Origin of the sequence: Allosalinactinospora lopnorensis (assembly GCF_000981225.1) — a bacterium.
Taxonomy (GTDB): Bacteria; Actinomycetota; Actinomycetes; order Streptosporangiales; family Streptosporangiaceae; genus Allosalinactinospora; species Allosalinactinospora lopnorensis.
Map to the genome: position 1 here is coordinate 1 of NZ_LAJC01000111.1, position 10172 is coordinate 10172.

The following is a 10172-nucleotide window of genomic DNA, read 5'->3' on the forward strand; positions in this document are numbered from 1 at the left end:
CACCGCCCAGTGCCCGCCGGCGGCGGCCTCGACCGCCAGCACCGGCCACGAGGTCGGCAGCACCGCCAGCCAGGTGGCCACGGGGCCGTCTGGCAGCCCCTCGGCCACCACCGAGTCCACCGCCTCCATGGCCGCGTTCACGGCGAGCCAGCCGGCGAGCATCGCGGAGACCAGCAGCCCGTACTGGATCGCGGAGATCTCCACCCCCAGCCGGGAGTGCATCGCCGCACCCAGCGCGCGGAAGACCAGCCGCGACAGGGTCACGGTGAACACCAGCAGCACCAGCACCCCCGGTACGGCGGCGGCCAGCGCGACCGGGTCGAGCGCGACCGCGTGCACGCCGAGCGCGCCCAGCGCGAGCAGGATCAACACCGGACCGACCCCCACGAACACGACGGTGAGCAGCAGCACGCCGAGCCGGCGCCGGGGAACCGGCAGCAGGGCGAAGTACTCCGAGCGCAGCACCCCGGTGCCGTTGGTGATCATCGGCCCGAGCATCCAGCCCGCCGCCCAGCCCGCGAAGGCCAGCATCAGCAGGTCGCGGCGCGCGCCGTCCGAACCGGCCGCCACGGCCGCGTACCAGGTGGCGGCCACCGCCGCGACGCCGGCCACCAGTCCCGCGATGCGCATGCCGTTCGAGGAGTGCCGCAGGATGGCGAACTTCAGCGCGATCAGGATCCCAGCCATGCCAGCTCCTCCGCTCCGATCTCCCGCTCGCCGACCAGGCGCGCGAAGGTGTCCTCCAGGGTGCTGTCCACGCCGCGCACCTCCTCCAGGGCGCCGTCGGCGAGGACCTCGCCCCGGGCGATGATCGCCACCCGGTCGGTGAGCTGCTCCACCAGCGCCATCACGTGGCTGGAGATGACGACGGTGCCGCCGGCGGCGGTGAAGCGCCGCAGGATCCCGGTCAGCACCCGGGCCGAGACCGGGTCCACCGCCTCGTAGGGCTCGTCCAGGATCAGCACCTTGGGCGCGTGCAGCAGCGCCGTCGCCAGGCCGATCTTCTTGCGCATACCGGTGGAGTACTCGGCGACCAGCACCGAGTCCGCGTCGGCCTCGTCCAGTTTCAGCACCCGCAGCAGCTCGGCCGCGCGGGCCTCCGTCACCTCGCGGTCGAGGCCGCGCAGCAGGCCCCAGTAGGTGAGCAGCTCGCCGCCGGTGAGGCGTTCCGGCAGCGCCAGCCCGTCGGGCAGCACCCCCAAAAGCTCCTTGGCCCGGACGGGATCGGTCCACACGTCCACCCCCAGCACCCGCGCGGTCCCGGAGTCCGGGCGCAGCAGCCCGACCGCCATCGACAGCGACGTCGTCTTGCCCGCCCCATTGGGGCCCACCAGCCCGAGCAGGCTGCCGCGCGGAACGGTGAGGCTCACCCCGTTGGCCGCGGGTGTCTCGTTGAAGGTCTTGGTCAGTGCGTCCATCTGCAGCGCCGGCACGTCCGCGGTACTCATGGGGCCAGTCTGCCGCCGGGCGCGGCCGGGCGCATCGGCCGCCCGGCCAGCACTCCCGGCCGGATGGCCATCACTCCCTGGCCGGGTGGCGGAAGCGCCCGGCGGGTCACGGTCCCTATGATCTGGCCATGAGCGCGACGCGCCAGGACGGCCCAGGGGGCGCCACCGCGGACACACCGGCGGCGCCCTCCTGGTGGTTCCTGCTCGCGGAACTCGCCACCCTGGACGGCGGCGCCCCGGCCCGCCGTACCGGCCGCGACTGGGCGGTGGACGTGCTGCTGTTCCTGTTCGCCGTGCTGGTGTGGGCCGGCGTCTTCGGCGACTACACCGCGGGGGAGTACCCCTTCGTCCCGGACTGGCTGGTCCGCGTGGACCTCGTGCTGGGCGCCGCGGCCTGCCTCGGGGTGTGGTGTCGGCGCCGCTTCCCGCTGGCGTTCGCGGCGGCGATGATCCCGGTCTCGGCCGCCTCCAGCACCGGAACCGGGGCGCTGATGGTCGCGCTGGTCACCCTGGCGGTGCACCGGCCGTGGCGGCAGGCCGCCGCCGTCGCGGTGCTGTGCCTGGCCGCGGGGCTGCCGTGGATCGTGCTGCTGCCGCCCGCACGCTCGGACACGCTCTTCCTCCTCGCGCTCGCCTCCCTGCTCATCGCCGCCTGCACCGGGTGGGGGACGGCGATCCGGGCCCGGCGCCAACTGGTGGTCCGGCTGCGCACGGACGCCGAGCGGGAGCGCGACGAGCAGGAGCGGCGGCTGGCGCATGCCCGCCGGGAGGAGCGCCAGCGCATCGCGGGGGAGATGCACGACGTACTCGCGCACCGCATGTCGCTGCTCTCCGTGCACGCGGGGGCGCTGGCCTACCGCACCGCGCGGGCGGAGGAGGGCACCGCGCCGCCGCTGGAGTCGGCCGAACTCAACGAGGCCGTGCGGGTGATCCGGGACAACGCCCACCAGGCCCTCGACGAGCTCGGCGAGGTGCTGGCGGTGCTGCGCTCCACCGACACGGGCGAGGCCTCCGGACCGGTGGACGGTGCCGGTACGGCACCCCCGCAGCCCCGGCTGGCCGACATCGTCCGCCTTGTCGACGAGGCGGCGCGGGCAGGGCAGCGGGTCAGCTACGAGGACCGCGCCGAGATCACCGGGAACGAGGCACCGCGCCCCCAGGTGCAGCGCACCGCCTACCGGACCGTCCAGGAAGGGCTGACCAACGCGCGCAAGCACGCCCCGGACGCGCGGGTCACGGTCCAGGTGACCGGTACACCCCGCAGCGGTTTGGACGTGACCGTGACCAACCCGCTGCCCGTAGGGGTCGCACCCGCCGAGATCCCCGGGCCGGAGCGGGGCTGACCGGGCTGGCCGAGCGAGTCGCGCTCGACGGCGGCACCCTGGAGCACGGTCCGCTGGACGGCTCGTTCCGGCTCGCGGCGCGGCTGCCGTGGCGCGGGTGACCCCCGGGCGGTCCACCGCGGCCCCTCGCCCGGTTACCGTGTCCCCATGAGCGACCCCCCAGCGGCGATCCGGGTGCTCCTCGTCGACGACGACCCCCTCGTGTGCACCGGCCTCCGGCTCATACTGGAGGGTGCGGGCGACATCGAGGTCGTGGCCGAGGTCGGCGACGGGGCCGACGTCGCCGACGCCGTCGCGCGCTCCACACCCGATGTGGTCCTCATGGACGTGCGCATGCCCCGCGTGGACGGCATCACCGCGACCCGGGCGCTGACCGCGCGCGAGAGCCGGGGCCCCGAGGTCATCGTGCTGACGACCTTCGACGGCGACGCGACCGTGCTGGAGGCGCTGCGCGCGGGCGCGGCCGGGTTCCTGCTCAAGCACACCGATCCGGAGCGGATCGTCGAGTCCGTGCGCCGCGCCGCCGCCGGAGAACCGGTGCTGTCCCCGAGTGTGGCGCGCTCTCTGATCGACCACGTCGCCGGGAGCGGCCGCGATCAGCGCTCCGACGGGCGGCAGCGCGCATGGGAGAGACTGGCCCTACTGTCGGAGCGCGAACGGGAGGTCGCCGAGGCCGTCACCGCGGGGCTGTCCAACACCGAGATCGCCGAGCGCCTGTTCATGTCGGTCGGCTCGGTCAAGGCCCACGTCTCCAGCGCTCTGGCCAAACTGGACCTCACCGGCAGGATTCAGCTCGCGCTGCTGACCCACGACGCCCTGGACTCCGATTGAGCCGCGGCGGCCACCCCGCTCGCTCCGGCCGCCGCGCGCCTTTCTACGACAGGTCCCACAGGGCGATGTCGCCGTTCTGGTAGCTGACGGCGAGTCTGTCGTCCGGGCCGAAGGCCAGTCCCAGAGGGGCGGAGTCGTTGCCCGCGTCGAGGGTGCCGATCTGCTCCTGCTCGGCGGCGTTCCACAGCCGGACGGTCTCGCCGGGGAACGGCCGCTCCTTCGGCTCCTCCGCCTCGCTCTCCTCAGAGTCGCCGGCGTCCAATGTGGCGATCAGGGCCCCGTCCTCGCTGTAGTCCACCTGGATGACCTGGTCCTCGCCGCCGGACAGGGTCGCGTACCGCGCTCTCGTCTCGGCATCCCACAGCTCCACCGCGCCATCGGCACCCGTGGTCGCGATGGAGGTACCGTCCGGGCTGACCGCCACGCCGTGGACGGTGTCGCGGGCCGGGAGCGTCTCGATGGCGTCCCCGGTTTCGGGGTCGGCGAGCACCGGTGCCTCTTTCCCTGTCGTGACCAGGTAGGAGCCGTCCGGCGCCCACGAAACCCGCGGCCCGGCGCCCCCGTTCCCCTCTCCCGCGGACATCGAGGTGACTTGTTCCAGGGATTCCATGTCCCAGGTCGCGACCTGGTCCGAGGCGTCGACCGTGGCGAGCCGGCCGCCGTCCGGGCTGAACACCACATCGGTGATGGCGATGCCCTCGGAGGCGGCCGGAAGGATGCCGTCCTCCTGGTCCGAGGGAAGAAGCACCTCCCCGCTCTCCGACATGCCCGCGGCCGCGTACGCCTCGATCGGGCCCTGCGGGTCGGGTGAATAGTCGACCGCCTGCGCGCCGTCACCGACCGGAAGGACCATGTCCTCGTCCAGTAGCTGGTCGTTCAGCCGCCAGAACTGGAGCGCGGCGGGCCCTACGGCGGCGACCTGCTCCCCGTCGGAGGAGAACGCCACGTCGGAGAGCGCACGGCCGGCGGGGTCGGAGATGACGGCGCCCGGATCGCCGAGGTCGTCAGCGGTCAGGTCGGTCGTGGCGATGCTCTCCGGGGCCTGCGCCTGTTCCCCGGGGTCGGCCTGCGCCAGCTCCGAGGCCGCCTCGAAGGGGAGGTAGCGCACGGCCGCCAGTGTCCCGACGCCGAGGACCAGAGCGGCCGAGACCGCGGCGGCGGCCAGAGGCCACCGGCGCCGCCTGTCCTGCAGCGATCGCCCTCCCGACAGGAAGGACATGCTGGTGTGCTGGACGGAGGCCACCTCGTGCCGCACCCACTCGGGCAGCCACTCGGAGGTGTCGCCGCCGATGGCCGAGACGCGGGAGACCACCTTCTCGGCGGTGGGGCGCTCGACCGGGTTCTTGGCCAGGCAGGCGGCGACCACGCCGCAGAACGGCTCGCTGACCCCCGGCAGGTCGGGCTCGTTGGACATGATCCGGCGGAGCACCGCGGTCGGTTCCCCCTCGCCGAACGGGGGGCGTCCGGTGGCGGCGAACGCCAGCACGCTGCCCAGAGCGAAGACGTCGGCCGGGAAGGAGACCAGTTCCGCGTTCGCCTGCTCCGGCGACATGTACTCGGGCGTGCCCACGATCTGGCCGGTGCGGACCACTCCCTCCGGGCGCTCGGTACGGGCCAGGCCGAAACCGGTGACCCGCGGGCCGTCCGCCTCCAGCAGCACGTTCCCGGGGGTGAGGCCGCGGTGGACCAGGCCGACGGCGTGGATGGACCGCACCGCGTCGGCCAGTCCCAGCGCCAGCCGGTGCAGGGACCGCGGGGGCAGGGGGCCCTGCTTGCGCACCACCTCCCCCAAGGACGGCCCGGGGATGTACTCCTGGGCCACCCACAGCGGCTCACCGCGAGCCTCCGCCTCGACAATGGAGGCGCTGAAGTACCCGCTCACCTGCTGGGCGGTCTGGGCCTCCCGGGCGAAACGGCGCCGGTAATCGCGGTCGGCGCCGTGGTCGTCGCGGATGACCTTGATCGCGACGAGCTGGTCGTCCGAGGAGCGCCCCAGGTAGACCACCCCCATGCCGCCCGTACCGAGCCGAGCGAGCAGCGTGTAGCGGCCGAGTGTCGCGGGATCCGTAGTGGTCAGGGGTTTCATGGTGGGCTGTCCGTTTCTTCACAGCGGGGAAGTACGGGGCTCAGGCGTAGATCGCGGCCTCCAGCACGCCGTTCTCGCAGCCGCCCCGAGCGGGAAGCCCCCCGGCGGGCGCGTCCCAGACCGCATTCGCCGGCACGGACCGGCGTCCCGCAGGAGCCGGCCGTCCGCGGGTCGGTGCGGTTCGGGGGAAGCACAGAAAAACTCCGGGAGGCGTACAGAAGAGGTGGGAGCCACCGGGATCGGGGAATACCCCAGAGGAGGCTGACAGCAATATACGGGCAATCGTACGGTTTTTCCGCTTACGCCGGTCCGGCGGCCGCTCGCGCCTGGCGCAGCCGACGGAGGTCGGCGGCGCCGCCGACCGCGCTGACGTGGAGCCGTTATCCGCCGGCGCCCTCCACGATCACCGTGGTGCGGCGGGCGGAAAGCCGCGCAGGGGGAGTGCGGCCGTACGGGGTGGCATATCGCACCCTGCGCCCTCTCGCCTCGCAGCGCTCCTCTCCAGCGCCTGGTACCTGGATGTCGAACGTACAACCAAGCGGGACTTTCCAGGCGCTCCGGCGGTACGGGGGCTGACCGGCGCGGCCCGACAAGGAAGTGGAGCACGGCATGAGCAAGCCTGCCCCGGCACGGGACAAGCGCGCGAGCGTATCGCGCGGGCGGACCAACCGGCGCGAGGAGATCCTGCGGGCGGCCGCGGACGTCTTCGCCGCCCAGGGCTTCCACAACGCCTCACTGACCGACATCGCCGCGACGCTCGGCATCACGCCGGCCGGGATCCTGCACCACTTCGGTTCCAAGACCGGCCTGCTCACCGCGGTCCTGGAACTGCGCGACAGCGCCGACCCGCCGCCCAAGGACGAACGGCTGCTCGACCACCTGGTCAGCACGGCCGAGCGCAGCGCCGCCCACCCGGAGACCACCCGGCTCTACGCGGTGCTCTCCACCGAGAGCACCACCGACGGCCACCCCGCGCGGACGTGGTTCCGCAACCGCTACCGGGAACTGCGCGGTGAGGTTGAACTGGCGATCCTCGACCGGCTGGACTCCGCGCACGGAAGGGCCGGAGCAGAGGAGCCGGCCGAGTCCGGCGACCGGGTCCCGCGGGAGGTGCGCGACGCCGCCACCGCCGTCGTCGCAGTGCTGGACGGGCTCCAGGCGCAGTGGCTGCTGGACCCCGACGCCGTCGACATGGCGGCCGTGACCCGCACGGTCATCGACGCCCTGCTCACCCGGCTGGACACCGCCGGCGCTCCCGATAAGGATGCCGATCCGTCCTGATCCGGCCACATTTACCGTGAACCGCACCCCGGGTGGACCGCGTGTTGTTCACTGCCGTTCCTCGCGTCCCTGCCCCGCGCGGACCACCGCCCCTCCCGCGTCCGGACCGGCCGGCGCCGGAACCCCACGGCATCGCCCCTGACTCCTGCCGCACGCCCGGTGGCACAACCAGCGAACAAGAGATCGATGAGGGAGGGCCCACATGTCCGAGAACGACTCCCCGTTCCCGCCCGACTTCCCCGTCGACCGCCCCACACCGGCGCGCGCCTACGGCTGGGCACTGGGCAGCAAGGACAACTACGCCATCGACCGGGAGTTCGTCCTCGCGGTGCACCGGGTGTTCCCGGAGATGACCGACATCGCCCGGCAGAACCGGCTGTTCCTCTACCGGGCGGTGCGCTACCTCGTCGCCGAGGCGGGCATCCGCCAGTTCCTGGACCAACCCACTTTCTAAGGGGTTCCAGGGGCGCCTCACGACCCGAAGGGGCGCCCCATGGCCATCACGTTCACCGACGTCCACGACTGCGCCGAGACCACCGTCTACCGCATCGAGGGCTACAACCTCCGAGACGGCCTCGCACACGGCAGTCTGGACGTTGCCCTCTACGCCTGCGATGCCCACCGCGGCCAGCTCCGCGAGCACGGCGCGCTGAACGGCCTCACCATCCACACCGCCCGCCCGGTGGGGGCGTTCACCTCGTCCTGCGGAGAACTCGTCACCTACCAGTAGACGGCAGGCACAGCGAAGGGCCGTCCCGGTTGGGGCGGCCCTTTACTGTGCGCGGTGACGAGCGGCCCTAAGCTGGTTAGATTCGCTTCGCCATCACGCGTCGGTGTACTGCTCGGTGGTCAGGTCGTCGTCACCGATACCGAGGTCGGAGAGCACGCGGCGAACCGTAGCGAGGCCATCGGTTAGTTCGTTGTCGTCGACGAGGGTTTCGACCTCTAGAAACGTCCCGTCGAGTTCCGGCACGGTGACCAGTGTCGCCGTGCATTCCCTCCCGTCGACGGTGAACGTGTAGTTCGCGCAGTGCTTGACGAGCTTGACGAGGTGTTCAAAGCCGAGTCCGCGCAAGATCGTGTCGAGAACTTCGGGCGAGCCCACACGCGTCTCGTCCTCCGGTTTTGACCCGCTTTCGTCATCGACGACCGGCGTCTTGTAGGTGAGCAGCACTCGCCGTTCAGTGTCCCGCTCGACGACGCGGACGCGTAGTTCCCGCCCCTCACTGGTGAGTTCCCTACCGGGGCGGTCATAGTACGTGTCCCGGTAGACAGCGACCTGCTCTGCAGCGAATTCTCGGAGCCGTTCCTTCACTCCCCTGACGTCGCGTACCCGCGCCTTCAACTCCGCTTCGATCGGCACGTGCTTTCCCTTCCGGTACTCGGTCAGACCAGGCGACGTGCGGCCCGGCGCACCTCCTCCAGCTGGCGCCGGATTCCGCGATGTAGCGCACCGTATGGCGTTGGCGCGAGCTTGTACATGGCCGATTCATGCCCTTCCCACTCGTCGCCGAACGCTGACACGTACATGGCCTCGTCCAGGGCGATCACTCGCCACACGGGCAGGGTCGGATACACGTACACCTCGATCGGTCCGTCCTCAGCGAGTTCCTGGAGCCGGGCGAGCGCAAGCCGGATACCAGCGGTGAACGCCTCAACCGACTCCCCGATCTCGTTCGCCCGCCGTTCTGCTGCCGATGACTCCGGGTCGAGCAATAGGACGCGCAGCAGCGTCCGGCCATCGCGTACCGAGCCGCGCAGCAGCGAATCATTCAACCCGATGATGCCAAGACCACGCACGGCAAGGATGTCGATCGTCTTCGTCTGTGAAGCTTCAGCACGGATCTCAGCGGCGGCGGCTAACTGCGATGGGTAGACGCGTAGGATCTCGGCGCGTCCGGCCGGACCGAGGTGGTCGAGCCCAGCCGGATGCTTGGGGGCGAGTCCGAGCAGAACCCGCGCGTCGTCGGGCATGTCGAGTCCTTCGGCGATCCGCTCGAACACTTCCAGTGAAGTCACCACGCGGGCGCCATTGACGATCTCTGATACTCGCGCCTGCGTTGTCCCAATCGCCGCAGCGATCCGTGATTGTGACGCGCCATGGCTACGGGCGAGACCAAACAGGGCGGCCACATCGCGTGTTCGCAGCATCGCGCGTGTTTCTTCGTCGCGCCACACCCGTTCTGGGAGCGCAAAGAGGGCAGTCATGCCGACAGCGTATATCTCACCGTGAGATCCCTACGGCGGGATAGCCGTACCTGGCCAGGACAGGCAGCGTCGACAGAAGCAAGAGACCCCCGCGACGGAGGCAACCGTCCGGGGGCGCGGCCACCAACTACGTGGGAGTTGATGACATGTCCATCCTGCCATCGCGCCGAAGCGCGCGGATCCGCCCATACCTGCGCATAGTGGAGCAGCACCAGCGGGAAGACCGGCGGTTGCGTGCCGCCTGGATCGCCCGGCGACAGCGACGCGCCGTGGCCGACCGCCTTGTCGGCATCGTCCCCACGGTGGTGGTCGCGGCGTGAACGACACCGACCCGGACAACTACGTCAGCAACGGCGAAGCGGCGAAGATCCTGGGCATCTCGCCCTCCACGATGCAGCGCTGGGCGCGCAAGGGACACATCCGCTACCTCCGCAACCCCAAAACCGGATGGCGCTACTTCCGGGCCGGAGACGTCTACACGCTGCGCGACTCCCTACGGGAGGTGTCGGGCGAGTGACCACCGTCTGCGAGATCCGCGAGGTTTCCGACATGGACACCCTTCGGTACTGGGCGCGCGCCATGGGGGTGACCGTTGAACAGCGCGGGATCACACTGGACGGGAACGACGTCATGGGCGCCACTTTCGGCCCCACCACGCTCGTGTGCGTGGTGGTTCCCACGGACCGCCCCCGACGGCCGCCCCTGTACTGGGAATCCCCGTTCGAACGGATGGAATCGCCGCTCGAACACATGTGAACCCCACGCCGGACCCAACCACAACTCAGCGGAAGTGCAGCCGTAAGGCCAGGCCACCGAGCACAGAACCCCGCGCGCCTCCTACCCCGTCCAGATCCCGGGGGAGGCGCGCGGCCCAACCGCCCGGCCCCCTCACTCCCTCGGAGACCGGGCGGCCCCCGGCCCCCGCCGAACCGTCCTTCGGCGGGGGCTTCCCATGTCTAAGATGCAGGTGGGGAA

At 71.4% G+C, this 10172-nt stretch carries 12 protein-coding genes and 1 pseudogene; 8 read left to right on the forward strand and 5 right to left on the reverse strand.

Annotated features, from left to right (window positions below; all coding sequences use genetic code 11):
* A pseudogene (locus VS93_RS24740) lies at positions 1 to 687 on the reverse strand (hypothetical protein); the annotation flags it as partial.
* Positions 672 to 1448 (reverse strand): ABC transporter ATP-binding protein, encoded by a 777-nt coding sequence (locus VS93_RS24745; RefSeq protein ID WP_046472267.1) that lies wholly within the window; start codon positions 1446 to 1448, stop codon positions 672 to 674. The gene VS93_RS24745 and the pseudogene VS93_RS24740, both read right to left, overlap by 16 nt.
* 128 nt (positions 1449 to 1576) lie before the next feature.
* On the opposite strand from VS93_RS24745, the gene VS93_RS24750 reads away from it, so the two are divergent.
* Both VS93_RS24750 and VS93_RS24755 read left to right on the forward strand, forming a co-directional pair.
* A complete protein-coding gene (locus tag VS93_RS24750; RefSeq protein ID WP_338022795.1) occupies positions 1577 to 2791 on the forward strand; it encodes a sensor histidine kinase in 1215 nt (404 codons plus the stop codon).
* Positions 2792 to 2938: 147 nt separating this feature from the next.
* Positions 2939 to 3622 (forward strand): response regulator, encoded by a 684-nt coding sequence (locus tag VS93_RS24755; RefSeq protein WP_046472268.1) that lies wholly within the window; start codon positions 2939 to 2941, stop codon positions 3620 to 3622.
* A gap of 43 nt (positions 3623 to 3665) precedes the next feature.
* Here the strand turns inward: VS93_RS24755 and VS93_RS27350 are convergent, their stop codons facing one another.
* Positions 3666 to 5708 carry a WD40 repeat domain-containing serine/threonine protein kinase gene (locus VS93_RS27350; protein WP_052745975.1) on the reverse strand — a complete coding sequence of 681 codons (2043 nt, stop codon included), beginning with the start codon at positions 5706 to 5708 and terminating at the stop codon, positions 3666 to 3668.
* A 609-nt stretch (positions 5709 to 6317) separates the two neighbouring features.
* Between VS93_RS27350 and VS93_RS24765 the strand changes: the two genes are divergently transcribed.
* From VS93_RS24765 to VS93_RS24775, 3 genes are all read left to right on the forward strand, one after another.
* Complete coding sequence (locus tag VS93_RS24765; RefSeq protein ID WP_046472269.1) at positions 6318 to 6989, forward strand: TetR/AcrR family transcriptional regulator; 672 nt, start codon at positions 6318 to 6320, stop codon at positions 6987 to 6989.
* A 202-nt stretch (positions 6990 to 7191) separates the two neighbouring features.
* A complete protein-coding gene (locus VS93_RS24770) occupies positions 7192 to 7443 on the forward strand; it encodes an SAM-dependent methyltransferase (RefSeq protein ID WP_046472270.1) in 252 nt (83 codons plus the stop codon).
* Positions 7444 to 7482: 39 nt separating this feature from the next.
* A complete protein-coding gene (locus tag VS93_RS24775) occupies positions 7483 to 7719 on the forward strand; it encodes a hypothetical protein (protein WP_046472271.1) in 237 nt (78 codons plus the stop codon).
* 93 nt (positions 7720 to 7812) lie between these two features.
* Here VS93_RS24775 and cyaB read toward each other — a convergent pair whose 3' ends face one another.
* Together cyaB and VS93_RS24785 are read right to left on the reverse strand one after the other, a co-directional pair.
* On the reverse strand, positions 7813 to 8352 hold the full coding sequence (gene cyaB / locus VS93_RS24780) for a class IV adenylate cyclase (RefSeq protein ID WP_046472272.1): 540 nt from the start codon (positions 8350 to 8352) through the stop codon (positions 7813 to 7815).
* Positions 8353 to 8375: 23 nt separating this feature from the next.
* Positions 8376 to 9197 carry a helix-turn-helix domain-containing protein gene (locus VS93_RS24785; RefSeq protein WP_046472273.1) on the reverse strand — a complete coding sequence of 274 codons (822 nt, stop codon included), beginning with the start codon at positions 9195 to 9197 and terminating at the stop codon, positions 8376 to 8378.
* A gap of 146 nt (positions 9198 to 9343) precedes the next feature.
* Here VS93_RS24785 and VS93_RS29550 point away from each other — a divergent pair, with 146 nt between their 5' ends.
* Genes VS93_RS29550 through VS93_RS24795 form a run of 3 tightly spaced genes read left to right on the forward strand, consistent with a single transcriptional unit; the run spans position 9344 to position 9953 of the window.
* Positions 9344 to 9517 (forward strand): hypothetical protein, encoded by a 174-nt coding sequence (locus VS93_RS29550; RefSeq protein ID WP_156185007.1) that lies wholly within the window; start codon positions 9344 to 9346, stop codon positions 9515 to 9517.
* Positions 9514 to 9714, forward strand: a complete 201-nt coding sequence (locus VS93_RS24790; protein WP_046472274.1) for a helix-turn-helix domain-containing protein — start codon at positions 9514 to 9516, stop codon at positions 9712 to 9714. Before VS93_RS29550 ends, VS93_RS24790 begins: the two co-directional genes overlap by 4 nt.
* A complete protein-coding gene (locus tag VS93_RS24795) occupies positions 9711 to 9953 on the forward strand; it encodes a hypothetical protein (RefSeq protein ID WP_046472275.1) in 243 nt (80 codons plus the stop codon). The genes VS93_RS24790 and VS93_RS24795 overlap by 4 nt, the downstream gene beginning before the upstream one ends.
* Positions 9954 to 10172 lie beyond the last annotated feature (219 nt).

What these genes read in the sequence shown, in the direction of transcription:
- VS93_RS24745 (WP_046472267.1), bottom strand. Translation starts at nt 1,448, where the DNA reads ATGAGTACCGCGGACGTGCCGGCGCTGCAGATGGACGCACTGACCAAG.
- VS93_RS24750 (WP_338022795.1), top strand. Translation starts at nt 1,577, where the DNA reads ATGAGCGCGACGCGCCAGGACGGCCCAGGGGGCGCCACCGCGGACACA.
- VS93_RS24755 (WP_046472268.1), top strand. Translation starts at nt 2,939, where the DNA reads ATGAGCGACCCCCCAGCGGCGATCCGGGTGCTCCTCGTCGACGACGAC.
- VS93_RS27350 (WP_052745975.1), bottom strand. Translation starts at nt 5,708, where the DNA reads ATGAAACCCCTGACCACTACGGATCCCGCGACACTCGGCCGCTACACG.
- VS93_RS24765 (WP_046472269.1), top strand. Translation starts at nt 6,318, where the DNA reads ATGAGCAAGCCTGCCCCGGCACGGGACAAGCGCGCGAGCGTATCGCGC.
- VS93_RS24770 (WP_046472270.1), top strand. Translation starts at nt 7,192, where the DNA reads ATGTCCGAGAACGACTCCCCGTTCCCGCCCGACTTCCCCGTCGACCGC.
- VS93_RS24775 (WP_046472271.1), top strand. Translation starts at nt 7,483, where the DNA reads ATGGCCATCACGTTCACCGACGTCCACGACTGCGCCGAGACCACCGTC.
- VS93_RS24785 (WP_046472273.1), bottom strand. Translation starts at nt 9,197, where the DNA reads ATGACTGCCCTCTTTGCGCTCCCAGAACGGGTGTGGCGCGACGAAGAA.
- VS93_RS29550 (WP_156185007.1), top strand. Translation starts at nt 9,344, where the DNA reads ATGTCCATCCTGCCATCGCGCCGAAGCGCGCGGATCCGCCCATACCTG.